This window comes from Mycobacterium sp. ACS4054, from assembly GCF_001667275.1.
In the GTDB taxonomy this organism is placed as follows: domain Bacteria; phylum Actinomycetota; class Actinomycetes; order Mycobacteriales; family Mycobacteriaceae; genus Mycobacterium.
Genome location: NZ_LZHV01000041.1, coordinates 1 through 24,713, shown reverse-complemented (window position 1 = coordinate 24,713; position 24,713 = coordinate 1). Strand labels below are relative to the sequence as shown.

23 protein-coding genes and 1 tRNA gene are annotated in these 24,713 nt (G+C 65.0%); 12 read left to right on the top strand and 12 right to left on the bottom strand.

Annotation, left to right across the window (positions count from 1 at the left end; all coding sequences use genetic code 11):
• Positions 1-6 precede the first annotated feature (6 nt).
• From A5730_RS09085 to A5730_RS09060, 6 genes are all read left to right on the top strand, one after another.
• Positions 7-1,524 carry a TldD/PmbA family protein gene (locus A5730_RS09085; protein ID WP_067899527.1) on the top strand — a complete coding sequence of 506 codons (1,518 nt, stop codon included), beginning with the start codon at positions 7-9 and terminating at the stop codon, positions 1,522-1,524.
• A complete protein-coding gene (locus A5730_RS09080; protein ID WP_067898560.1) occupies positions 1,521-2,894 on the top strand; it encodes a metallopeptidase TldD-related protein in 1,374 nt (457 codons plus the stop codon). The genes A5730_RS09085 and A5730_RS09080 overlap by 4 nt, the downstream gene beginning before the upstream one ends.
• A 40-nt stretch (positions 2,895-2,934) precedes the next feature.
• Complete coding sequence (locus A5730_RS09075) at positions 2,935-3,801, top strand: carboxymuconolactone decarboxylase family protein (protein ID WP_067898557.1); 867 nt, start codon at positions 2,935-2,937, stop codon at positions 3,799-3,801.
• Between the two features lie 297 nt (positions 3,802-4,098).
• A complete protein-coding gene (locus tag A5730_RS09070; protein ID WP_067898555.1) occupies positions 4,099-4,521 on the top strand; it encodes a DUF732 domain-containing protein in 423 nt (140 codons plus the stop codon).
• Positions 4,522-4,821: 300 nt separating this feature from the next.
• Complete coding sequence (locus A5730_RS09065) at positions 4,822-5,178, top strand: hypothetical protein (protein ID WP_231994664.1); 357 nt, start codon at positions 4,822-4,824, stop codon at positions 5,176-5,178.
• 104 nt (positions 5,179-5,282) lie between these two features.
• Positions 5,283-5,359 (top strand) — tRNA-Ile (locus A5730_RS09060).
• A gap of 166 nt (positions 5,360-5,525) precedes the next feature.
• Here the strand turns inward: A5730_RS09060 and A5730_RS09055 are convergent.
• From A5730_RS09055 to A5730_RS09045, 3 genes are read right to left on the bottom strand one after another with little or no spacing between them, the layout of a single operon-like run.
• Positions 5,526-6,962, bottom strand: a complete 1,437-nt coding sequence (locus A5730_RS09055) for an MFS transporter (RefSeq protein WP_067899522.1) — start codon at positions 6,960-6,962, stop codon at positions 5,526-5,528.
• Between the two features lie 15 nt (positions 6,963-6,977).
• Entirely contained in the window at positions 6,978-8,393 is a 1,416-nt protein-coding gene (locus A5730_RS09050) for an MFS transporter (protein ID WP_231994653.1), read from the bottom strand.
• 60 nt (positions 8,394-8,453) lie between these two features.
• Positions 8,454-8,783 carry a hypothetical protein gene (locus A5730_RS09045; protein WP_067898552.1) on the bottom strand — a complete coding sequence of 110 codons (330 nt, stop codon included), beginning with the start codon at positions 8,781-8,783 and terminating at the stop codon, positions 8,454-8,456.
• Between the two features lie 156 nt (positions 8,784-8,939).
• Between A5730_RS09045 and A5730_RS09040 the strand changes: the two genes are divergently transcribed.
• Positions 8,940-9,866, top strand: coding sequence for a LysR family transcriptional regulator (locus A5730_RS09040; RefSeq protein WP_067898549.1), 927 nt, complete (start codon positions 8,940-8,942; stop codon positions 9,864-9,866).
• 188 nt (positions 9,867-10,054) lie between these two features.
• Here the strand turns inward: A5730_RS09040 and A5730_RS09035 are convergent, their stop codons facing one another.
• The 6 genes from A5730_RS09035 to A5730_RS09010 form a co-directional block, all read right to left on the bottom strand.
• The gene (locus tag A5730_RS09035) at positions 10,055-10,450 is read right to left on the bottom strand and encodes a nitroreductase family deazaflavin-dependent oxidoreductase (RefSeq protein WP_067898548.1); all 396 of its coding nucleotides are present in this window, start codon (positions 10,448-10,450) and stop codon (positions 10,055-10,057) included.
• A 42-nt stretch (positions 10,451-10,492) separates the two neighbouring features.
• Positions 10,493-10,906, bottom strand: coding sequence for a limonene-1,2-epoxide hydrolase family protein (locus A5730_RS09030; protein ID WP_067898545.1), 414 nt, complete (start codon positions 10,904-10,906; stop codon positions 10,493-10,495).
• A gap of 75 nt (positions 10,907-10,981) precedes the next feature.
• Positions 10,982-12,097 (bottom strand): NDMA-dependent alcohol dehydrogenase, encoded by a 1,116-nt coding sequence (locus A5730_RS09025; protein WP_067898542.1) that lies wholly within the window; start codon positions 12,095-12,097, stop codon positions 10,982-10,984.
• Positions 12,094-12,294, bottom strand: coding sequence for a ferredoxin (locus tag A5730_RS09020; protein ID WP_067898539.1), 201 nt, complete (start codon positions 12,292-12,294; stop codon positions 12,094-12,096). Before A5730_RS09020 ends, A5730_RS09025 begins: the two co-directional genes overlap by 4 nt.
• Before the next feature lie 5 nt (positions 12,295-12,299).
• Positions 12,300-14,648 carry a CaiB/BaiF CoA-transferase family protein gene (locus A5730_RS09015; RefSeq protein WP_067898536.1) on the bottom strand — a complete coding sequence of 783 codons (2,349 nt, stop codon included), beginning with the start codon at positions 14,646-14,648 and terminating at the stop codon, positions 12,300-12,302.
• A 151-nt stretch (positions 14,649-14,799) separates the two neighbouring features.
• Positions 14,800-15,489 carry a TetR/AcrR family transcriptional regulator gene (locus A5730_RS09010; RefSeq protein WP_067898533.1) on the bottom strand — a complete coding sequence of 230 codons (690 nt, stop codon included), beginning with the start codon at positions 15,487-15,489 and terminating at the stop codon, positions 14,800-14,802.
• Positions 15,490-15,762: 273 nt separating this feature from the next.
• Between A5730_RS09010 and A5730_RS09005 the strand changes: the two genes are divergently transcribed.
• The 5 genes from A5730_RS09005 (at position 15,763) to A5730_RS08985 (ending at position 21,611) form a co-directional block, all read left to right on the top strand.
• Positions 15,763-16,989 carry a cytochrome P450 gene (locus tag A5730_RS09005; RefSeq protein WP_197506218.1) on the top strand — a complete coding sequence of 409 codons (1,227 nt, stop codon included), beginning with the start codon at positions 15,763-15,765 and terminating at the stop codon, positions 16,987-16,989.
• A 65-nt stretch (positions 16,990-17,054) separates the two neighbouring features.
• The gene (locus tag A5730_RS09000) at positions 17,055-18,260 is read left to right on the top strand and encodes an amidohydrolase family protein (protein ID WP_082946770.1); all 1,206 of its coding nucleotides are present in this window, start codon (positions 17,055-17,057) and stop codon (positions 18,258-18,260) included.
• A gap of 23 nt (positions 18,261-18,283) precedes the next feature.
• A complete protein-coding gene (locus A5730_RS08995) occupies positions 18,284-19,807 on the top strand; it encodes an aldehyde dehydrogenase family protein (RefSeq protein WP_067898531.1) in 1,524 nt (507 codons plus the stop codon).
• 17 nt (positions 19,808-19,824) lie between these two features.
• A complete protein-coding gene (locus A5730_RS08990; RefSeq protein ID WP_067898528.1) occupies positions 19,825-20,997 on the top strand; it encodes a CaiB/BaiF CoA-transferase family protein in 1,173 nt (390 codons plus the stop codon).
• Between the two features lie 68 nt (positions 20,998-21,065).
• On the top strand, positions 21,066-21,611 hold the full coding sequence (locus tag A5730_RS08985; protein WP_231994652.1) for a hypothetical protein: 546 nt from the start codon (positions 21,066-21,068) through the stop codon (positions 21,609-21,611).
• A 407-nt stretch (positions 21,612-22,018) separates the two neighbouring features.
• Here A5730_RS08985 and A5730_RS08980 read toward each other — a convergent pair whose 3' ends face one another.
• From A5730_RS08980 to A5730_RS08970, 3 genes are read right to left on the bottom strand one after another with little or no spacing between them, the layout of a single operon-like run.
• The gene (locus A5730_RS08980) at positions 22,019-22,756 is read right to left on the bottom strand and encodes an esterase (RefSeq protein ID WP_082946769.1); all 738 of its coding nucleotides are present in this window, start codon (positions 22,754-22,756) and stop codon (positions 22,019-22,021) included.
• A complete protein-coding gene (locus tag A5730_RS08975; protein WP_082946768.1) occupies positions 22,753-23,649 on the bottom strand; it encodes an NHL repeat-containing protein in 897 nt (298 codons plus the stop codon). The genes A5730_RS08980 and A5730_RS08975 overlap by 4 nt, the downstream gene beginning before the upstream one ends.
• An 11-nt stretch (positions 23,650-23,660) precedes the next feature.
• Positions 23,661-24,641, bottom strand: coding sequence for a hypothetical protein (locus tag A5730_RS08970; RefSeq protein WP_067898525.1), 981 nt, complete (start codon positions 24,639-24,641; stop codon positions 23,661-23,663).
• Positions 24,642-24,713 lie beyond the last annotated feature (72 nt).

Genomic DNA, 24,713 nt, shown 5'->3' with positions numbered 1-24,713 from the left:
GGACTCGTGACACCGAACCGGGGGATCGATGCCGACTTCCTCAGCCTGCCGCGCCAAGCGCTGGCCGACGCCGCCCTTTCGGCGGCCACCGCTGCCGGCGCCAGCTACGCCGACCTGCGGATTCACCGCATCGTGACGGAGATCGTCCAGCTGCGCGACGGTGAGCTGGAGACGTCAGTCGTCACCCGCGAGATCGGTTTGGCGGTGCGGGTGATCGTCGACGGCACGTGGGGATTCGCCTCGCACGCCGAGCTGGCGCCCGCCGTGGCCGCCGAGACCGCCCGTCGGGCCGTGCAGGTGGCCACCACCCTGGCCACGCTCAACAGCGAGCGCGTCGAGTTGGCGCCCGAACCCGTGTACGCCGACGCCACCTGGGTGTCGGAGTACCGCATCGACCCCTTCACCATCCCGGCCACCGACAAGATCGCCGTGCTCGAGGAGTACTCCGGCCGGCTGCTCAGTTCCGACGGCGTCGACCACGTGTCGGCCGTGCTCACGGCCGTCAAGGAGCAGACCTTCTACGCGGACACCTTCGGGTCGTCAATCACCCAGCAGCGGGTGCGGGTGCAGCCGTCGCTGGAGGCGGTGACCGTCGACGCCGAGGCGGGCAGCTTCGATTCGATGCGGACGCTGGCGCCGCCGATGGGGCGCGGCTGGGAGGTGTTGTCCGGCGACGAGGTCTGGAACTGGACCGACGAGCTGGCGCAGCTGCCGTCGCTGCTGGCCGAAAAGGTCAAGGCCCCTAGCGTTTCCGCCGGGCGCAAGGACCTGGTGATCGATCCCACCAACCTGTGGCTGACGATCCACGAATCCATCGGCCACGCAACCGAATACGACCGCGCCATCGGTTACGAGGCCGCCTACGCCGGAACGTCGTTCGCCACGCCGGACAAACTCGGCACCATGCGGTACGGCTCCCCGGTGATGAACGTGACCGCGGACCGCACGGTTGCGCACGGTTTGGCCACCATCGGTTACGACGACGAGGGAGTCGCCGCGCAAAGCTGGGATCTGGTGCGCGACGGGATATTCGTCGGTTATCAGCTCGACCGGGTGTTCGCCCCGCGCCTGGGCCAGCCGCGCTCGAACGGGTGCTCGTATGCCGACTCGCCGCATCACGTCCCGATCCAGCGGATGGCCAACGTGTCGCTGCAGCCCGCGGAAGAGGACGTCAGCACCGCCGACCTGATCGGCCGCGTCGAGGACGGCATCTACATCATCGGCGACAAGTCGTGGTCGATCGACATGCAGCGCTACAACTTTCAGTTCACCGGTCAGCGGTTCTTCCGCATCCGCGACGGCGAATTGGAAGGCCAATTGCGGGATGTGGCGTATCAGGCCACCACGACCGATTTCTGGAACTCGATGGAGGCCGTGGGCGGGCCCTCGACCTGGCGGCTGGGCGGCGCGTTCAACTGCGGCAAGGCCCAGCCCGGCCAGATCGCCCCGGTCAGCCACGGCTGCCCCTCGGCGCTGTTCCGCGGCGTCAACGTGCTCAACACCCGCGCCGAGGGCGGCCGATGATCACCCCACAGCACGTGGTCAACCTGGTCCTGGACGAGGCCGCCAAGCTCGGCGGCGCCAGCGAGACCATGGTGCTCGTCGCCGACAAGGTGGAGGCGACGCTGCGGTGGGCGGGCAATTCGATGACCACCAACGGGGTTGCGGTCAACCGCAGCATCACGGTGATCTCCGTCGTCCGGCGGGGCTCGACCGCGCGCATCGGCACCATGGTCTCGGCGGAGGTGGATCCGCGGGTGATCCCCGAGCTGGTGGCGGCGTCCCAGGAGGCGGCCCGCTCGGCGCCCGAGGCCGGTGACGCCGCGCCGCTGCTGGCCGACACGGGCGTGCCCGCGGACTGGAACGCGCCGGTGCCCGGCACCGGGCCGCTGGTGTTCGCCGAGGTCGCCGACTCCCTGAGCCGGGGCTTTCGCGGCACCGACCGGCTGTACGGCTTTGCGCACCATAGCGTTTCGACCACATTCTTGGCGTCGTCGACCGGGGTGCGGCGACGCTACACCCAGCCCGCCGGGGCGGTGGAGATCAACGGTAAGCGCGGCGACGCGAGCGCCTGGGCGGGCATCGGCACGCCCGACTTCGCCGATGTGCCAATGGATTCGCTCCTCGAGGAGCTCTCGATGCGGCTCGGCTGGGCCGAACGCAGCGTGGAGCTGCCCGCCGGACGCTACGAGACGATCATGCCGCCATCGACGGTGGCCGACATGATGCTCTACCTGGCGTGGTCGATGGCCGGCCGCGGCGCGAGGGAGGGCCGCACCGCGTTCTCGGCGCCCGGTGGCGGAACGCGGGTGGGGGAGAAGCTCACCGAGTTGCCGTTGACGCTGTTCTCCGATCCGATGGCGCCCGGCCTGGCGTGCACACCCTTCGTGGCCGTGAGCAGCTCGTCGGAAACGGTGTCGGTCTTCGACAACGGCATGGAGATCGGCCAGGTGGACTGGATCCGCAACGGCGTGATCAACGCGCTGGCCTATCCGCGGGCGACGGCCGCCAAATTCGACGCCCAGGTCGCGGTCGCCGCCGACAACCTGGTGATGACCGGCGGCTCCGTCGACCTGGCCGACATGATCGCGGCCACCGAACGCGGCCTGCTGCTGACCACGCTGTGGTACATCCGCGAGGTCGACCCCACCACGCTGCTGCTCACCGGGCTGACCCGCGACGGCGTCTACCTCATCGAGGACGGCGAAGTGACCGCGGCGGTCAACAACTTCCGGTTCAACGAGAGCCCGCTGGACCTGCTGCGGCGGGCCACCGAGGCCGGGGTGAGCGAGAAGACGCTGCCGCGGGAGTGGGCGGACTGGGCGACCCGGTCGGCAATGCCGTCGCTGCGGATACCGGACTTCTATATGTCGTCGGTGAGTCAGGCGCAGTAGGCGATTGCCGCGGGGCGGGCCGCGTTCTAGCGTGTCACGAATGGCGGCTGAAGTTTCGGTTCGGAAAGATCAGCTCACGCGGTTGGTGGCCCTGTTTCCGGATGACCCGGCGGCGGCCCGCATCGCGGGCCTGATCCGGCGGGTGTGCGCCGCGACGTTGTCGCTGCCGCCGCTGCCCAGCCCGATCGAGGTCGGCGCGCCCGAATCGGAGGCGGAAGCCGTCGTCGCCGAGTTCGCCGAACAATTCAGCGCCGACGTTTCGGCGATCACCGGCGACCTGCGATCCCGCCTGGTTAAGCAGCTGGGCGATGCCGCCTTCGGCGTGGTGGTCGGAATGTATATCGCCGACTTCGTTCCGCGGGTGCGGGCCGGGCTGGAAGCGCTCGGCGTCGGCTCGGACTACCTGGGCTGGGTCGACGGCGTCGTCGCGTGGGACGGCGCCACCGAGCCGTCGGGTCCGGTGTTCAACGACTTCTTGCCCGCGGTGGCACGCATGCGGGCGCTCGACCCGATCACCGCCGAGCTGGTCCGGCTGCGCGGGGCCGCCCAGCACAACTGCCGGCTGTGCAAGTCGCTGCGGGAGAGCACCGCGCTGGATGCCGGCGGTTCGGAGACGCTGTACGACGAGATCGAACGCTTCGAGTCGTCGAGTGTGCTCGACGACCGCGTTAAAGCAGCGCTGCGCTACGCCGATGGGCTAATTTGGACCCCTGCGCACCTCGCCGTCGACGATGCCGCCGAGGTGCGCTCCCGGTTCTCCGATGCCGAGGCCGTCGAGCTCACCTTTGACATCATGCGGAATGCAAGCAACAAAGTCGCCGTCGCGCTGGGCGCCGACGCCGCCCGGGTCGAGGAGGGCACCGAGCGATACCTGCTCGACGCCGACGGGCAGACCGTCTTCAGCTGACCGTCTTGTTGGTGCCGACCTGGTGGTCGGCCGTTCCGCGTCCATCCGCCGGTTTTTTGGGGCCGGTACGAAGTAGCGAATGTTAACCATTCGTACACGATCACGCAAACAAAAGTTCCCCGCTCAGGCCGCTGGCACTGGCTAAATTTATGCCCGACGCCGAAACTCATATGTGAACTCATATGTGCCGGTGATCTCAGCTGGCAGCGGCGCCTGAAGTGACGGCTAGCCGCCGCCACACCACAGCTTGAATTGCGTCGGAGAGCCCACCGCTCACACGCAGAGGGAGGACCGGAGATGACGACCACCCGCTCACGTTTGCGCACGCGAGTGTCCTCGGTCTGTGCCGCCGGCGTCGCGCTGGGGGCCTCGATGCTCGGCGGGGCCGTGATGTCCGCGCCCCAGGCGTCGGCGTCCTGCAACCTCAGCCCGAAGGACGACCAGTACATTCAGCTGCTCGCGCAGAACAAGATGGTGCACAACGCCGATTTCAGCGATTGCACCGAGGCCGCCGAGGGGCGTTGGTTCGCCGACCAGGTGCGCAACCACCCCAACCCGTTCGGTGAGGCCCAAGAGCTGGTCAACATGATCACGAACACGACCTCGATGACCCAAGCGCAGGCCGAGTGGGAGGTCGAGTCGGCGATCTACGTGTATGCGCCGGACATGATCCCCAAGATCAAGAACCAGGCTGCGACCGCGGACTGGCCCAAAGAGTAGCTAGCTAACTCGGAAGCAGGGCATCCGAATCCTCGGGTGCCCCCGTTCAATCCGCGCCGCGAACAACCATTGGCGGCGAGTCTCGGCTATCCGAATGCCGAACGGGCACTGGCGTTTTGGTTGACCTCTGTTCATCGATTGTTTGACTAAGGCCTCGTTTGCCGCGCTCGTTGCCGGTGGTACTCGTCTGCTAGCGCGAAAGGAAATCAGCAATCGAGGGGGACCAGAAAAGTGAAGAGCACACGATCGCGCGCGCAAGCACTGGCGGTGGGGGCCGCCGGCGTTGCGCTGGGGGCGGCGATGTTGGGGGGTGCGGTGCTGTCGGCGCCGCACGCATCGGCATCGTGCAACATGAGCCCGGCCGACGATCAGTACATCAAGCTGCTGGCGCAGAACAAGATGGTGCACAACGCCGATTTCAACGATTGCAGCGAGGCCGCCGAGGGACGTTGGTTCGCCAGCCAGGTGCGTTCCAACCCGAATCAGTTCGGCGAGGCCCAGGAGCTGGTCAACATGATCACCCGGACGACGCCGATGAGCCAAGCCCAGGCTGAGTGGGAGGTCGAGTCGGCGATCTACGTCTACGCGCCGGACTTGATTCCCAGGCTCAAGGACCAAGCCGCGCGGCAAGCCCCCGGGCAGCCGGCGCCGGTCTGATGCCCTGACAGCCCGCCGCCGCTCCTTCGAGTGCGGCGGGCTCCAAGCATGCCCGACGGACGATGACCGCGCTTTGGGCTACGGTTTCCTACGAAACATCGCTAGGGGCGGTAGCTCAGTTGGTTAGAGCCGCGGACTCATAATCCGTTGGTCGCGGGTTCGAGCCCCGCCCGCCCTACCAGGCGTTCGTGTGTGACTTCGGCTGATGCTTGACGGATCTATGTTGGGTGATGCCTGACAGTGTTTCGGCTGATGCTGACAGCCTCAAGGGGTTAGCGGACAGGTCCCACCGGCCGGTGAGCTATCACCATCGCCTGGGCCAAAGAAGACAGAATTCTCCCGTCCTGTTAAGCCGGGACTTGCGCAGGGGAGTCCGCGCGGGCCGGCGATGCCGCGGCCCGCGGTTTCAGGATCAGGCTCGCGGCGACAGCGACGATGCCAATGCCGACGCAGGCATACAACGCGGTTTGGTAACTCGCTTGGGTCCCGGCCCCGACAACCGTTCCGGCCCAGGCGAATCCGAGTGAGCCGCCGATACCGTAGGAGGCGTTGCTGATCCCCGGGAGCGAACCCGGCTCATCCTCGGGTGCCTGAAGGACCCCCAGCGCGCTCATCGGCGTAAGGGTGACTGCCAGCGCGAATCCGAACACGGCCATGAGAACGATGACGGTCCCTTTGTCGAACGTGAACACCGCGAGCAGCGCGGTGACGGCCACGGCGAAAACCAATCCCGCCCGCAACACCGTCACGAAGCCGATTTTGGCGGCGAGCCGTCCGACTAGTGGTGCCGTGCACAGCGAAGCCAGCGCGCCGGGAGTAATGAAGAGCAACGCCGTCAGCGTCCCGTTGGCGCCGAAGCCGACGCGGTCGTTCTGGGCGATGGACGGAATGATGTAGCTGAGCACCACCATGAACGACGCAAAAACAAGGATGGTCACGGCAATGAGCGGCCAGGCATAGCGCGAGGCCATCCGATCGATGTGGATCAGTGGTGTCGCCACTCGCTTTTCGACCACGAAGAGTCCGACGAACGCGACGATGGCCGTGGCGATACACACGAGCATGAGCGGCGAGGTCCAGCCGGCGTGGCCGCCGTTGGAGACGTACAGGCTGAGGCCGGCGACCGCTACCGCAATGAGGAGGGCTCCCGCCCAGTCCATCCGGCCGGGGATCTTGCGGCCGCGCTCGTCGGCGGGCACCGCCACCCCCACGAGTGCGAACGCGCCGACTCCGACCACTAAGGTCAAGACGAAAATCGAGCGATATCCGAAGCGGTCGACCATCACACCTGCGAGGAACGCGTCCACGCCGGCCACCCCGGCATTGATCGCCGATATAACACCGCAGCAGACGCCAAACGCCGGGCCGCTGAGGTGCTCGCGCATAATCAGGAATGCCAGGCCGTAGGTGATGTTGGCGCAGCCCTGCAAAACCCGGCCGACGATCACAACCGGTAGTGACGTGCCGAGGATGCACAACAGCGTCCCGATGCAGACCAAAAACAGAATGCCGGCCAGGACACGCTTGCGGCCCATGAAGTCGCTCCACCGGATCAGCACCACGTTGGCGATCGCACCGGCGAGATAGAAGTAGGCGGACATCGACGCGTACGCGTGGGGTCCGAGATGGGTGTTGATGTCGCGGAACGCCGGGCCGAGCATGGTGGCGTTGAGCATGAACGACATCACGGACAAGGCCAATGCCGCAACCATCAGTACGGTCCGACTTTGCGACAATGGCGGCGCACCAACATCTTTGGAAGTCGCGACCACATTTTCACTCATGACGTTCACATCCCCTCAGTATGGATTCGAAAGCTGTTCTTGGACAGGCACGTTCGCGCTGGCCGAGCGGGTCTTGCCGCGTGCGATGCCGAGCACGGCCAACCCCGCGGGTAGCAGTAGGGCGGCGCTTACCGCCAGGATCACCTTGATGCCATGACCGGTGCTGATGTCGTGGTGCTGCAGTACCTCCAGGCTGCTGCTCGCCACCGCCACCCCGACGCCGGCGAGCGTGACCAGGGACGTCAATGTGACACCGGCGGCTTCGCCGGCGCGCTCGGGCGCGACGACCGCCTGGGTCGCGACGGTGGTGAACGCGTAGACCAGGCCCATGGTGAAACCACAGGCCGTCAGGGCCACGAGATACACTACGAAGTTGTCGGAGATTGCCAGCACACCCAGCGACACCGCGGCCGCCGCGCAGCCGATGCCCATAACGGCGAAGGGCGCATTGCGCGAGGCCAGACGTCCGGAGATCGGCCCGCCGAGCGCTGCACCCGCGGACGGGCCAAGAAAAGCCAAGCCGGCCATCATCGGGCCCAGGCCGCGCACCTGTTGCAGGTTCATCGTGGCCAGGAACACCGTCACCACATAGGCGATGTTGGCGACCGTTCCTGCGACCACCAGAAGGCTGAACCGTGGATTGCGCAGCAGCGACAAGTCGATCAGTGGATAGCGCACCCGGGCCTCGACGGCGACGAACGTCCCCAAGAGCGCCACGGAGGCAAGAAATATCGCAATCACGGGTGCTGACAGCCATCCCCAGGCCGGCGCTCGGTCGAAGGCGAACGTGAACAACCCGATGCCCATCGTGATCAACGCCAGGCCGCTGAGATCGACTCGGCGGGGCGCGGTTTCGTCCCACGTCTCCGGGATCGTTTTGATGCCGATGACGATCGAGATGCCTGATAATGGCACCAGCATCCAGAACACCGAGCGCCATCCGAGCGTCTCGGTGAGCAAGCCGCCCACCAGCGGACCCGCCGCATTACCCAGACCAGCGATGCCATACGCCAATCCGATTGCGCGGCTGGATTTCTCGGCCGCCAGCGTATTGGTGAGCACGCTGACGGAGACCGGAAAGATCAGCGCGGCGCCCAGGCCCTGTACCGCACGGAAGGCAATGACCACCGGTGCCGAAGGCGCGACGGCGCAAAACACCGAGGCGATTCCGAACAGCGCGATCCCGACGATCAGCGTGCGGCGGCGCCCGAAGATGTCCCCGATGCGGCCCGCAGGCGCCATGAACGCGCCCAAGGCCAGCATGTAGATGCTGATTACCCACTGCAGGTCGGTGGTGGTGCTGCCGAGATCCGACGCCATGCGCGGCAATGCGAGGTTCATGGCGAAGTAATCGATCTGCACGCAAAACAGCGCCGTCGAGACCGCCGCAATTATCCAGCGTGGGTGCATTCGACGTACCTCCGACTTCACGAACTGACGATAGGAATGGAAACCGTTGGACGGTGGCAAATGCCCGACCTCGTTGAGGCGTTATCCGTACCAGCACTGAAAGGGGCCGCGCCAGCCGGGGAACCCGCACTGAAGGTGCCCGGGCCAGTAGTTGCCTGCCCAGCGCTGGAACGTCGGAACCCAGGGGGCGACGGGCGCGGGCACCGGTGCTTGGATCGCCGGGGCCTCGATGGTCGGGCCCGGCGCGCTGTCGTCGGCGTGGGCCGTCGCAGCAAAACCGACGGCAGTCGCGCCGAACGCCATGATGACTAGCGCTCCGGCCATGGTGCGGCGCCGGAATCCGCCTGGTGCGGTACGCGCGGTGATTTTCGCGGTGTCGTGGATCTGGTTGGTGTTTTCCGAAGTGTTCATGGCATTGATCGTTCATTCGGCGCGCCCGGCGCAGTAGTGGTTCAGTTGTTGTTGCGGTACAAGTCGGCCTTGTATCCCGCGGAGACGGAAACGCTGCCGTTCCGGGCTGCCTGGGGTTTTGACCCGTAAATCCTGCGTCGATGCCTATGATCAGGCGTGGCGTTAAGCGCGCGGATGCCCGAACTTTCCGCACTGGAGGTGTTGTCGGCGATCGCCAAGACGGGCAGTTTGAGTGCGGCCGGCCGCGAGGTGGGAACCAGTCAGCAGGCCGTTTCGGCGCGACTATCTTCTATCGAGTCGCAGATCGGCGTTCGCCTCGTGACTCGCACGACGCGGGGCGCGCAACTGACGGCTGTGGGCGAGGTCGTCGCCGAATGGGCGGATCAGGTACTAGACGTCGCGCTGCGGGTCGACACCGGCCTGGCGTCATTGCGCGCCGAGCATCGCAGCCAGCTCAAGATAGTGGCCAGCCAAACGGTGGCCGAGCAACTGCTGCCACGTTGGCTGGTGTCGTTCCAGGCGGCGGCAGTGCGGCACCGCGCCATCGTTCCGGAGGTCAGCTTCAACGCGACCGATAGTGAGGAAGCGATCGCCGCCGTGCGTGACGGGCAGGCGGAACTCGGTTTCATCGAAACCCGCGGGGCGCTTCACGGGTTGCGCAGCAGGGTTGTCGGGCGCGATGAACTGATCGTCATCGTGCCGCCCGATCACAAGTGGGTTCGTCGATCAGCCCCGATTACCGTGGCAGAGCTTCGCCGAACGCCGTTGGTATCGCGTAAGTCGGGGTGGCGCCTTTTGTTGGGCGCTGACGAATTCGTGGACGGGGACCAGCCGGCGCCCGTGGCTCATCCGCTCGAATTCGCTTCTCCGGCAGCGGTTCGCGCTGCTGTTCTGGCCGGCGCCGGTCCGGCGGTGATGAGCCGGCTGGCCGTCTCTGATGACCTCACTCATGGTCGCTTGCGGGCGATCCCGGTCGCCGATCTGGACTTGAGACGCGATCTGCGCGCGATCTGGCAGGGCGCCCCCACGGGCCCCGCGGGAGCGGCGCGCGACCTGCTCAACCACATCGCCATCACTCGGTGATAGGCCGCCACACCTTCGCCGCCGTGCTCACATGGCGGCATAAACCTCTTACATGGTTGGAATTGGCGCTCGCACCAGTGGAACCGTTGGGAGCGTGGAGCGCGATTGAGTTGTGGCCGGGTTCGAGCCCCGCCCGCCCTACCAGGCGTTCGTGCAGGCGTCCCGCTGGCTCAACTTCTCACCCGAAGTCACTGCGTGGAATCGACCTTGGTCAACACCATCGCCGCTTCGTTGTACGGAAGCAGGCGGTAGAACATCCCTGAAGGCCCCGAAACGATCGCTGCGCCCTCGGCCTTACTCACAAGGCGAGGATTGACCAGCGCGATACCACTGCCGCGCCTGTGCAATACCGCCTGTCCGCCGGCCAAAACGTTCTTCACCCAGTCCGAATGCGGCCCGTACCCGATGAGGACGACGAAGCCGTCGGGGGTGGGAAAGACCAACAGCGGCGTTCGATAACGCTTGCCTGATTTCCGTCCGACATGTTCGAGCGTCCCAAGGTACGGAAGCCACGGCGTGATCGACCGCGCGGCTGGATTGGTGACTCGACGATTGAATTTGGCGACGGCCCTTGGCACCCGCATGGCTCCACATCCTCGGCTAGGGCGAATCATCGATGTGCCAACTCATGCGGTCGCGGGCACCAGGGCGCTGATGTCCTCTCCTTGCAGGAGCTTCATGATCAGGTTCAGGTCGAAATAGTCGGTCCAACGAGTGATTTTCCCATCGTCGTCGACGACGAAGGTTCCCATCACCGGGATGGCCGGCTTGCTTCCGTCCGGAGCCTGGATGTAGTCCAGGCGTTCGGTGAGCACCACGGAACCCTCGCTGGCCAGGTTGACGATCTCGAATGCGTAGGCGTCCGGGAACATGGCGAACTGGGCCGCCATGTTCTCGACGATGGCGTCCGGTCCGACGAAGGCGGGCATTCCCACGTTCTGATAGACGGCCCCCTCGGCGAGCAGTGGACGCAACGCGTCGGCGTCCCGCTGCTCCATCAAGGCGCAGAACTGGCGGACCGTATCGGCTGGTGATGACATGAGTGGAATCCCTTCACGACGATTGGTGAATCGACTGCGCGGGCCTGAAACGACGTGGACCGCCTTCCCAAAGGCTCAGTGCTCGTGGATGATCACCCCGCGAATGTTGCGGCCGGCGAGCATGTCGTCGTAGGCCTCATTGATGTCGTCGAGCTTGTACTCGGTGGTGACGGTTTCGTCGAGCAACAGCTTGCCGCTTCGATAGAGGCTGATGAGTCGAGGGATGTCTGCGCGGGGGTTGGCTTCGCCGTACAGGCTGCCCAGGAGACGCTTTTGGAACAGCGTGAACAACGTCAGCGGCAGCGTCGGCGTCACGTCTGACATCGATGCCAGGGCGGTGGCCACCACGGCACCGCCCTTCCGCACCGCATTAAGAGCGTCATTGATCATCGCGCCCTCGAGCAAACCTGGTGTGAGGATGGCCGAGTCGGCCATGACCCCACGCGTGATCTCACCGACTAGCTGGGTTGCTTCCTCGATCGAGGTGGCAAAGTGCGTGGCGCCGAACTGAAAAGCTTTGTCGCGCTTGGTCGGTTCAATGTCGACCACGACAATCTGCTCCGCCCCCGCCAGGCGCGCGCCTTGGATAGCTCCGCTACCGATCCCGCCGCAGCCCACCACGACGACGACGTCGCCGGGACTGACGTTCGCGGTGTTGACGGCCGAACCCCAACCGGTGGTCACGCCGCAACCGAGAAGACATGCGCGCGACAACGGCACATCGTCGTCGATCTTGACGACGGAGGCTTCCGACAGCACACCCCATTGCGCGAAACTGCCGACGCCCGAAAGGGCTCCGATACCCCGTCCTCTGGCTCGGCGCCGGAAGGTGCCGTCGGCCTGGACCCCCGCCAGGATGATCGCCCCGTAATCACAGAGGTTCTGACGGCCCGTGGCGCACCAGCGGCAGCGGCCGCACGCCGGCAGGAACGACGTGACCACGTGATCTCCCGCCGCCATATCGCGGACTCCCGGACCGACCTCGCGAACGATGCCGGCGCCTTCGTGTCCCCCGATCAACGGGAAGCTCACCCCGAACATATCGCCGGTGCGGATGTGGTGGTCGGAGTGGCACAGACCGGTGGCTTCGAACTCGACGAGTAGCTCGCCTTTCTGTGGCGGATCGAGTTCGATCTCTTCCACCGACCACCGCTCGTTCAGCCCCCACAGAACTGCTCCTTTGGTCTTCATGGCGACTCCTTGACGATATGTATGGCCCGCTCCGGGCAGTTCGCGATTGCGTTGTGCGCCCGGTCTTCCCATCCGGACGGAATGTCTTCCATGGTCACGAAGGCGGTCCCTTCGTCGTCGATGTCGAACAACTCGGGATACGCCGCGTAACAACGGCTGTGGCCTTGGCACGTTTCTGAGTCGACATGAAGTTTCACGTTGTCTAGTCCAATCCGCCTGGGCTGGTCCCGATGACTCCTTTTTCTGTGAGCGCTGCAATCGATGCGGCGTCGAGGCCCAGTAGGTCGCCGAGGATGCTCGCGTTGTGCTGCCCTAAGGTCGGCGCTGCCGACCGATACCACGTCTCAACGCTGCGGTACCTGAAGGGAATCGCCGGCACGTGATGTCGTCCGACGATGGGATGGTCGAGGCTTTCGAAGAAGCCCCGTGCTGCCAGCTGAGGGTGCGTCGAACCGACCCTGGCGTCTGCCAAATCCGCTGCGGGGACGCCGTATTCGATAAGAAATTCTGCGGCAGCCGAGGACTCTCGTTGGCCAGCCCACTGCTCGAGATGCTTGTCGATCACATCATGTGCCTCGGCACGCCCTTCGTGGGTATCCAACGCGGGGTCGTCGGCCCAATCCGGGTTGCCCAGAGCCGACTTGAGTTGGCGCCACTGCTCGTCGGTCGCGACCGAAATGGCCAGCCATCGTTCGGCCCCCCCGCATTGATAGAGCCCTTGTGGGGCGGCGTCACGGCTGCGGTTTCCCAATCGCGATATCAGGTTCCCGTAGGCGGTGAATTCGACAACCTGCTCGGCGGCGGCGTTGAGCGCGGCCTCAACCATTGAGACTTCGATGAGCGACCCGCGCCCCGTTTCATCCCGTTGTCGGAGGCCGGCGAGCATGGCGAACGCGGAGTGCATTCCCGCCAGTGGGTCGCAGGGGCCGCGGGGGATTCGCGGCTGGTCGTACTCGTGACCGGTCACCCACGCCATCCCGGTCATCTGCTCCATCGTTTGCGCGAAACCCACGTTGTTGCGCCACGGTCCGTCGAGCCCGAAGGCAGGCATCCGGACCATCACAATTCTGGGGTTCTGCTCACTCACGGCCTCCCACGTGATGGCGAAATTGTCGAAGACGCGGGGCGAGAAGTTCTCGACCAGAATGTCCGAGCATCTGACGAGTCCAAACAACAGTTCTCGCCCGTCGGGAGAGGACAGGTCGAGGGTGAGCCCCCGCTTATTGGCGTTGGTCGCCAGGTACATCCCCGACCGCTCCCACCATTGAGATTGGGCGGCGAACGCTGCGGCCGCCATCCGTGCGCCGTCAGGGCGCTGCGTCGACTCGAGGTGAATGACCTCGGCGCCCAGCGCAGCGAGAATGTGAGTGGAGGAGGGGCCCGCCCACCACGCTGTCGCGTCGAGAATTCGTAGGCCCTCCAAAGGAAGTCGCGGTGCACGGTCGCTGGCGGCCGCAATCCTGCTGTGGGCGGGCACTTCTCTCATTTCGCCGAGCGGGGGAGCGCCGGCGGTGGGGGCGGGTCGTCGGCCATTGATCCGGTAGGGCGACAACGGGTGGGTGAAGCTGCCGTCGGCATACGTGCCCCACACGGCGCGCGCCGCGAACTGAGGGTGGTCCAACACGGTCTGCCCATTGTTGACCGGTGAGACGGGGATCCGCAGATCGGAGGCCAACGCGACGATCTCGTCTGTGGAACGTTGCGTCGTCCATTCCCGCACAATTCGATTCCACTCCTCCCGCCGTTCCCACCGCGTCGTGGCGAGGGCCCACGCCGGATCATCGTCGAGCAGATCGAGTCGGTCGATCATCGCCAGGAACGACTCGAATTGTTGGCGGGTATTGGTGTTGAAGCCCACCCATCCGTCCGCGGTCGGTTCGATGGAAGGGATTTCAACTTGTCGGGCCGGCACGGTCAAAGGGGGACGACCGGCCAACTCGTGGTAGACGTCAGCGAATCCGCTGGCACTGAGGTGGCAAGCCTCCAGCAACGAGCAGTCAACGATTTCACCCGGGCCGCCGAGTTGAACCCGCCGCAATGCGCCCAGCGCCCCGACGGCCGCGTAGCTGGCCATGACCCATTCGAAGACCCGACCACCGGCTTGAATGGGCGGCTGGTCCGGACGGCCTCGCAGCGCCAGGGTTCCGCTCTCGGCTTGGATCGTGAACTCCGTCGAGGGTCTGTCCCGGTACGGTCCGGTCAATCCATACGGAGTCAATGCCACGATCACCAGGTGTGGCGCGCGCCGCAGAAGGGGCTCGCGGTCGAGTGCTCCGGGGCCGAGAGAATCGACGAGCACATCGGCGGAAACGATCAGAGGCTCCAGGTCGGCCAGCGACGTGCCAACGACTGAACGCTTGCCCGCGTTAAGGAAGTTGAACAGCGCGCCGGCATCGTGCCGATCGCCAAATATCCTGCGGCGAAATGGATCCCCATCCGGATCCTCTATCTTGATGACCTCCGCTCCCAGGTCCGCGAACAACTTGGTGCAGTACGGACCGGTGATTTCCGTCGCCCACTCGACGACACGAACCCCCCGCAGAGTGTTCATTGCGGCCCGACTTTCCGCTTCACGACCTTCGGCAGAGCAAGGTGCTCTGTATCGGCATGGCTGCGGCCGATTGGAACGACGCTAGCGACGGGAAAGCTGACGTGTCAAGTGTGACTCGATAACTGTGGCCGTAGTTGAGTCGTCGGGGCTTTCAGTCGGCCGCACGCACCTTGGGGGACCGTTGGACCCGCCCGCTGCGCTTGGCGGGAGGCTTCGTAGTCGACGTGCTTACCCCTTTGGCGAGGATTTGCGAACCCAGTTCGATCTGCGCGCGAATGTCTGACTCGGCGGTGCCGAACCAGCGTGGTCCCAGGCTCGTTGTAAAGATGATGAAATTGGCCAGCAGCTCAGCGAATAGGTCGGCGTCGACGTCGGCCCGGATCTGCCCCCCGGCCTGGTAGTGGCGAACGCCTTCGGCAATCACGGCCGTACGGCGTGCGTGATTGGGTTGCAGCACCCGCAGCGAGAAGTCGGGATCCGACAACGCCCGACCGGAGATGTCCCAGCCGGGAACGCCGCTGTCCCGGTCATCGATCCTTAATCTCGCAAGGAAAAGCTGCTCGATATAGTCCTCGAAGCGCGCAGGCAGGTCCGCCACGACTTGCTCTTCGGCCTCACTGACCAGGTCCGCGATCTGTCGAGAAACGACTTGCTCGAAGATGCCTCGCTTGTCCCCGAAGTAGTGGAACAGCATCGCCTCCGAGCAGTCCGCGCGACGGGCGATCTCCTTTGTCGCCGCGGCCGAGTATCCGGCTTCGGCAAACACCTCAGCGGCCGCTTCAAGGAGGGCTCGCTGTTTGCCGTCCTTGTCGCGAACTCTCCGCCGCGCGCCTGTGGTCATCACAGACACTTTAGCGAGCACCCGTCGGCTGAGGGGAAGCCTGCACGCGTGCCGTCCGTTCGCGCGCACTGCGCGGGCGCGTCGATCCAAGTGCTTTCAAGTAGTTATCGAGTGTCACTTGACTCTGCGCAGTCGACGATTTACTGTTCTGCCAAAGCAAATTTCGGCGTGTGCGAGAAATCCGAGGGCCGGCGTCGATGGATATCGACTCGCCCGACGGCTGCGCCGCGCCGAAGTCACCATGCCCGCGCCCGGGGGCGGAAAGGACTACGCATGGTGAGCAAGACGCCGGAGGAACACGCCCGGAACCTCGACCTTCGTCACGAGGACTTCAACGACCAAGACTTCCTCTACGAGGTCTACTCGGTGATGCGGGAGAACGGACCGTTCAGTCACCAGGACGTGCCATTTCTGGGCCCCACGCCGGGGGGCGCGTGGATCGCCACCCGCTACGACGACTGCTACGAGATCTTGCGGGACTGGCGCAGCTTCTCCAGCAAGCCCCTGGGACTCGAGGGCAACCCGATGTCGTTCGGCGACATCGTGATCACCTTGGATCCTCCAAGGCAGCAACAGCTTCGCAAGGTTCTCAATCCGTATTTCTCTCCGGGCCGGATGAAGGAGCTGGAACCCCAGGTGCGCGCGGTCACCGATGGGTTGATCGACAATTTCATCGAATTGGGCAGTGGCGATCTCGCAGACGTTGCATGGCAGCAACCTGGGATCGTGTTCTTCCGGTACGTACTCGGCATGCCCGTTGAGGACGTGCCGCTCTACATCGAGACAGCCGACGTCGCGATCAATGGTGAGAGCGAAGAGATCCGGAACGGTTCGATGACGAATCTATACCTCCGCGTACGCGAGGAGATCGACAAGCGTCGTGGTGAACCGGCGCGTGACGACCTGATCGACGTCCTACTCGCCGCCAAGATCGACGGCGAAAAATTGAGCTTCGACGACGTCGTCGCGAATGTGATGCTGCTGGTGCAGGCCGGGCTCGAAACCACCTCTAGTGCAATGTCGTTCGCCTTCTTCTACCTGGGCACCCATGCTGCAGAGCGCGACCGGCTGGTGCGCGACGGCGGGCTGATGCCCACGGCAATAGAGGAATTCATCCGGTTCGCGGGTTCGGTTCACGGACTTCATCGTTCCGTCGCCGAGGAGGTCCAACTAAGCGGCCACACATTCTGCCCCGGTGAGACGGTCGTCGTGAACTATGCGGCCGCCAACCGCGACGCGCGCGAGTTCGACGAGCCGAACAAGTGCATTCTCGACCGGCAGACAAACCGCCACCTCGGGTTCGGAGCCGGCGTCCATCGCTGTCTGGGCTCCAATCTCGCCCGGCTCGAGTTCCGGGTGGGTGTCGAACAGACCCTGAATCGGATACCCGACTACCTCATCCCCGCTGGGGCAAAAGTTGATTTTCACGGGAACTCGGTCACCCGGGGCTACCGCGCCCTGCCCGTCGTCTTCACGCCGGGTGCCCGCATCGGCCGGTAAGAGGCGGCAGGCGGACGACGAGATCGCCTCGCAGTCAACGTAATAGCGAAATCAGGGAGGAAGCCGTGGACAAGCAAGATCTTCAGTGGATGATCTCCGTCGACGACCACATCATCGAGCCCCCGAACCTATGGGTCGACCGCGCATCGGCCGCCGACCGCGATCGGGTACCACACGTCGAGCGCATCGACGGCGTCGATACGTGGGTGTACGAGCAAGCGCGCGCGTCGGTGCTGGGCATCTTGGTCGCGGCTCACCAAAGGCCGGCCGAGTATTCCCCGCTGCCGGTGAATTACGACGATATGCCCCGTGCATACTTCGACCCGGTGGCCCGCATCCCCGACATGGACGAGGATCATGTGATTGCGGGACTGAACTTTCCGTTCTTCCCCCGGTTCTGTGGTCAGATGTTCGCCCACCTCGGTGACCGCGATCTGGGCCTCAAGTGCGTGCGGGCGTACAACGACTTCGTCATCGACGAGTGGTGCGCGGCGGCACCCGGTCGCTACATCCCCATGGTCATCGTTCCGTTGTGGGATACCCGTTTGGCCGTCGAGGAGACGTTACGGTGCGCGGGCAAGGGTGCCAAAGCCATTGCCTTTTCGGAGAACCTGCACCCGTTGGGATTTCCGTCCATCCACTCGGGGGCATGGGACGACTTCTTCGCCGCGGTGAACGAGACGAAGATGCCGCTGTGCACGCACATCGGCTCGTCGTCGGTTAGTCCCACCACGTCGCCTGACGCGCCTTTCGGCGTTCAGGCGGTCAACATCAACCTCAATCTCGCGAACTCAACGACGGATTGGTTGTTCTCGGGGAAGCTGCAGAAGTACCCCGACCTGAAGATCGTGCTGGCCGAGGGCGGCATCGGCTGGATTCCGTACCTCATCGAGCGTGCCGAACATGTCGCCGCCGATTACCAGTACCTGCGCGCCAACAACTGGGCGGTTGATCCGGCTACGATGCGCTTGACCCCGGTGCCCACCGACCCCGAGATTTTTCCGGAGTCACCGCGCCAGCTCTTCCGCGACCACATGTACGGCTGCTTCATCGAGGACGACTTCGGGGCGGCTAACCTCGACTCCATCGGCGTCGACAACGTGATGATCGAAACGGATTACCCGCACACCGACAGCCTCTGGCCCAACTCCCTTCAGGCCGCTCACAAGGCACTCGACGGCCGGTCCGACCTCGACAAGTACAAGGTGCTGCAGGGTAATGCTCGCCGGGTCTTCGACTTTGAGCCCGCCCCCTATCCGACCCTTACGTAGTCAACGGCTGACGGATCTGTTTGATGCGGGAGTACCAGAGCTTCATCGACGGTAAGTGGTTGAGCGACAACGCCGTCGGCACCATCGATGTTATCGATCCGTCCAATGAAGAGTTGATCGGCCGAGTCGTCGATGGTGGGCCAAAGCAGGCGGCCATGGCGATCGAGGCCGCCCGGCGCGCTTTCGACGAAGGGCCGTGGCCGTGGATGTCCGTCCGGGAGCGGGCGAAGATCATCAAGCGGTTCGCTGAGATCCTCGACGAGCGCAAGGCCGAACTTCGAGAGCTGATCGTCGCAGAGATCGGATCCACCGGGTTCATCACCGACCTGATCCAGGTCGGGGGTGCCATCGAGGCGGCCCACTACTACGGCGAGTTCGTCGAGCATGATGTGACGTGGGTGGAAACACCGGGCGGGCCGGTGGTCTCGCCAACCGGCCTGGGCGGCGTGACGGTGGTCCGCGAACCCGTCGGGGTGGTCGGAGTCATCACGCCGTTCAACTTCCCCTTCTCGATCAACATTCAGAAGTGCCTGTCCGCCTTGGCCGTCGGCTGCACCGTGGTGCTAAAGCCTCACCCGTGGACTCCGATGAATGCCTTGGAGCTGGCCAAGATCGGCGAGGAAGCCGGCCTTCCGCCCGGCGTATTCAACGTCGTTGTCGGCGGTGCCGACGTGGGGGAGGAGCTGTGTACGCACCGGGGCGTCGACATGATCGGGTTCACCGGGTCGACGGCGACCGGTCGACGCATCCGAGAACTATCGGCGGCAACCATGAAACGCGCACAGCTGGAACTAGGCGGCAAGAGCGCGCACATCGTCCTCGGCGATGTCACCGAAAGTGACGTTGCGGGAATAGGATTCGGACAGGTGCTGATGCATGCCGGACAGGCATGCACCGTCACGTCGCGACTTCTGTTGCCCGAGCACCTGATCGAAGCCTATGTCGAGGGCCTCAAAGCCATGGCCCCGATGATCACGGTCGGGGACCCGCGCGATCCCACCACTGTTGTTGGTCCGCTGATCAGGGATCAGCAGCGTCGGCGAGTTGAATCCTTCGTCCAGGCGGGCCTACAGGACGGCGCGCGGCTGGTGGTCGGCGGCAAACGTCCCGAACACCTTCAACGCGGCTTCTACTACGAACCGACGGCATTCGTCGACTGCCGCAGCGACATGCGCTTATGCCAGGAAGAGGTGTTCGGGCCTGTGCTGGCGGTGATGACCTACAGCTCCGAAGACGAAGCCATCCGCATCGCCAACGACTCCATCTACGGTCTGGCGGGTCTGGTAATGACCCGCAATTCCGCAAGGGGATTCAACGTCGCCAGGCAGATCAGAACCGGCACCATCATGGTGCAGACCGTCGCACCCGGTGTCGATCTAGGAACCAATCCGGGGGGCGGGCAGGGCCCCGGCTGGTCTCTGCCGGCGCGCGGGATGTTCAACGGCGGGGGACCGTTCGGCGGCTTCAAACAAAGTGGACTCGGCCGAGAGCAGGGGCGCTGGGGCTTCGAGGAATACACCGAGCTCAAATCGATCACCATGATGTAGCGGGGAAAGGTCGCGTGATGGAACTTCTCAAGGATGTACGAGTCCTCGAAGTGTCCCTCTTCTCCGCGGATGCATTGGGCGGGCATCTGGCTGACCTCGGCGCAGAGGTGATCAAGGTGGAGCCACCTGGCGGCGGTGGTTTCCGCGGTTCGGCGGTTTCCGGCGGCGAGCTGCAGGACTCGCACTGGAACCGGGGAAAGAAGAGTGTGGCAATAAACCTGAAAACGCCTGAGGGTCAAGAGGCGTTTCGCCGCCTGGCCGCGACCTCGGCGGTGGTGATCGACGGACTACGGTACGGAACCGCGCACCGGCTCGGCTTCGGCTACGACGACATCGTCGCAGTCAACCCGACGGTTGTCTATTGCGTGCTCAATGGCATGGGCAGCTATGGGCCCTACACCCGATTGGCCACCCACGGGTTGTCATTCGACTGTTTCGCCGGCTTGAGCCCGCCGATCATCGACGCGGACGGAACGCCACGCCTTTCGGGGGCGGCCACAGGGACGACAGGTGTTCTGGCGGGACCGCTGTACGCAGCGATGGGCGTACTTGCCGCGTTGCACGCCGCCGGGCGCGACGGCAAGCCGCAGTACATCGAAGTAGCGCAGGTCGATGCGGCGATCAACTGGAACTTTCAACACCTCACAGCGCTGGCGAACGGTCAACCGGCCTACGGTGAGGGAATCCGCGCTTCGCTTCGCTACCAGTACTACGAAACGAGCGACGGCAACTACGTGGTGTTCAACGCGCTGGAAGACAAGTTCTGGCTGAGATTCTGCGAGTCACTCGACCGGATGGATCTCTACGAACCGGGACGCCAGAAGCCGGGGAAGGATCCCGAGGCAGAGGCCCGGCTGCGCAAGGAGTTGACAGCGATATTCAAGGAACGCACCCGCAGGGAATGGACCGACTTCTTCATCGCGACCGACATCGCAGGGGCCCCAGCATTTTTGGGAGCAGACCTGTTCGACGACGACCACGCGAAGGCTCGCCGACTCGCCTATGAGCAGGCCCGGCCGGACGGGACATCCCAGCGAATGATTGGAACCTGCATCAAGACCAAACCCGACGATGGGTTTGCACCGCCGGCAGCGCCGCGCGTCGGGCAGCACACGGAAGAGTTACTCGGCGCCCTGGCGGGCTACGACGCGGCCGGAATGGAGCGCCTTCGTTCGTCGGGCGCAATCTGAAACGCTCGCTCACGCCCGCAATCTCCTGGTGAGCCGACCACACGCGCAATGCGCGCTATGGTCTGCTGGTGGCGATATCCACTTCGACGAAGGCAGCGGTCGGGGCAGCGCTTGCGATAACGGCTTGCGCAACGGCGCCGCTCGGCGCCGCCGACCCGACACCCCAGCAGTCCCCGTTCCCGACGGGCAAAGCCGGCAGCACCATCCACGTCACGGAATACAGCACCGCAACCGCCGACGTCACGCTCAACAACGCGAACTGGGTGTCGTCGGGTTGCACCGCAAGCGGCGGGGGCTGCACCGTCATCGAGCTCACCGTCGTCGGCAAGTCCGACACACCATTCACCTACAGCGAGACCTACGTAACCGCCGCGTCTTCGCCGTGGCGGCAAGACCCGTACCGGGACGTCGAAGCCGGCTCGTCCACGGTCGACTACCAGAAGATCAACAAGACGCCGCCCCTGCGCGCAGGGAGCGTCAGCAACGGCCAGACCGCCCACGGTTACATCGCCTACGGCGGCAACGTCAACCAGGGCGACGTCTACATCGAGTTCAATGACCCCAACGCCCCGGCGGCGCCCAGCCCGCTAGCGGGCTGGAAAATTCACACCTAAAGCGCTGTTTCAGGTAGCTGGTCGGCGACTGTTGCTGAGACGTCTCGCTGAGTTTCCCATTTTCGGTACCCCATGGAATGGTGCCGTAGCGGAAGGGGACGAAAGTACCGCAAAACAATCTTGACAAGACGATCACGCGCGTACGCTGAGGAGCGCCTCGGGCACAGTCTCGACAGAGCGGAGTACGTCATGTCTGGTCTCGGCAAAATTTTCATCGCCCTCGTCATCGCGCTCACCCCCCTGGCCGCTTCGGGATGCGCCACCAGCTGCACGCCCGGCGCGCCCAGCTGCTTCATAATCTAGCCGGCCCGGCTGCCCAATCCGCCTCCCCGTGCAGGGGTGGTCAGCCAACATCGCGCCCGGCTCAAGGAAATTTCTCAAAGTGGAACCCCTTCCGCCGGAACGGATTACGCCAGTAGCGACGCCAGATCGCTGCGGGGCACCATGACTTGGTGCGGCCCGGCGTTGTCGTGCACCACCTGGTCTTGGCCGAAGAAGAAGATCACCGCGTCGTTCGTGATCGCGAAGTTCTGATAGGTCTCCTGGTCGAGTTCGGCATCCGGCGCATCCAACTCCCGCCGGACGATCGGGTCGAGCACCTCGAGCGGTTTCGCGCCGGGCTTGAACAACGTGTCGAAGGTGATCGGGGCGCGCTTGGCGAGATCGAAGTTGAACGCCCGGAACGTGGTGTTCGGGTGGCCTTCGTGGGCCAAGCCGGTGTCGTTGTCGATCTTGAGCACCAGGCTCTGGGTGCCGGAGTCCGGCGCCCCCGAACGAAACGTCTTCGCGGTGACGGCGTACAGGTATGGCCGGCCGCGCTTCTGTCCGGGCCCCACCTCGGTGACCCAGTCGATGAAGTCGTCGCGGTTGCGTTTGAGGAATGCGGCCACCGAAGCCATCTCCGGGTAGTCGATGGGAAAGCTCATCTCGATCGTGTAGGTGGGGGTGGCACTCCGCACGTGGCAGATCCCGTCGGGACCAACCGTCCCGCCGAGATCGGTGCACGCGGTCCGCCCCTGCGGCGCAACCGATGTCGTGGACGTCGTGGTCTGTTGAACGACGCGCGGCGCGCCGCACCCGGCCGCGCCGACAATCACCACCGCGGCCGCAACCCCGGCCAGCACGCCCCTCATGGTGACCATCATCGGGCCGGCAGCTTGAGGATGCGGAAGTGGGAGCTGTCGTTGAGGTACACGTTGCCTGCGCTGTCGACCGCCACACTGCCGGGGTTCTTGAGGTTGTGAAACGGTAGCACCGTCTGGCTGCTCGCGCCTCTATTCAACTTCACCACCCGGTTAGCGCCGAAGTCGGCGACGTAGACGTTTCCGCTCCTGTCCACGGCCACATCGCCGGGCAGCTTGAGGTCGGTGAACGGCAGCACGTTCGGGTTGTCGGCGCCGGGTTCCAGCCGCACCACCCGCTTACCGTCGGAATCAACGATGTAGACGTTGCCGCCCATGTCCACCGCCACGCCGCCGGGGTGAATGCCATTGAGCGGCAAGGCGGTCGGGCTCGTCGACCCCGGCGGCAGCCTCAGTACCTGCTTGATGCCCGAGTCGCTGACGTAGACGGTGCCCGCGGCGTCCACCGCGATGCCCGCGATCGCGTCGAGACCGGTGAACGGCAGGGCGGTGGGCGTCGCGTTGCCGGGCGTCAGCTTCAGCACTCGCTTGTGGTGACCGTCGGTGACGTACAGGTTGCCCGCGGTGTCCACCGCCGCGTCCAGGGCCTGACCGAGATCCTGGAACGGCAGGGGTGCTGCGTGATTGGTGCCCGCGGGAATCTCCCAAACCTGCCCGTAGTGCAAGTCGAGCACGTACACGTTGTCCGCGGCGTCCACCGTCACGCCGGCGAGGTGGTTGATCAACTTGCCGAACGGCAGCTCCACTTGCGGCCCATACGTCACCGAATGAGCGGCGTTGCCAGCCGCGGGCACCCCGGGGATCGTTGTGGAGCATCCCCCGGATACCAGTGCGACCGTGGCGATCCCGACCGCGAGAGCGATCACCGCGCTGCATCTCTGGGCAACTTTCGTCATGCCAGTCGCCCTCACCGCTGGCCCGGGTAGGGCAGTGCGCTGATGACGCCCCCGCCGTTGACCGTCGGCCCGAGCAGCACGGTTGAGGTCCCGGCCGCGGGGTTGTAGTCGATCAGCGACTGGCCGCTACCGCATCCAGCCCTGGCCTGCAGGTTGATGTCACCATCGTGGACTCCGACCACGACGACGCTGCCGCTCTTGACGGCGGGCACCGAGACCGGTGCCGTCGTGCCGTCGCCGTTGAGCTTGGCGAGATACACCACGCCGCACGCCCCCGCCGCCTGCACGAAGGTCCCCGCCGGCAGTTGCCAGGCGTTCAGGTCGCCGTAGTCGGGGCCCTTGCCGTTGGTGGGCGCGGTGAGCGCGGTCGGGGTGCCGCCGTCGATGGGCACCAGCCATAGCCGCGACGCGGTGCCGTCGCAGCGGGCGAGCGCGACCGTCGAGTCCGCGTCCCACCACCGCAGCGGCGTGCAGTCCTTCTGCCCGGCGATCGGCAGGGCCTTACCGGCCACCCCGTCGTTGCCCATCAGGGCTACCCCGGAGGCCGTCCCCACCACCAGCTGGGTGCCGTCCGGTGTGGACAGATACCCCTCGAAGTCCTGCCCGATCGGGTACGTCAGCTGGTGGTTACCGGCGAGGTCGACTCGTTCGAGCGAGCGGGTCTTCGACGCCCGGTAGAGCAGCAGCGCCTTGCCGTCGGGACGCGTGTAGCGAATGGAGGGCTGGGTGCCGTCGACGATGAACGACGTCTTGGTGCCGCTACGCAAGTCGACCTCGGTCAGAACGGTCCCGTCTTTCCCGACGGTGGAGAACAGCGCCCGGGTCCCGTCGCCCGACCAATCGACCAGTCTGGCGCTCGGACCGTCGCCCGGTGGCGGGAAGGTGGTGATCGGGTAGCGGCCACCCGCCGGGTCGACCAGGTACAGAGTCGTGGCGGCCGTCTGCCAGGACGGGGCGCCGGGGGGCGGGGACGGGGGCGTCGCCGAAGTCAACGCCCGCCACCGCCGTCGCCGGAGTCCTCACGCGACCAACATACTGGTGGATGTGTTGACCGGAGCCGACGT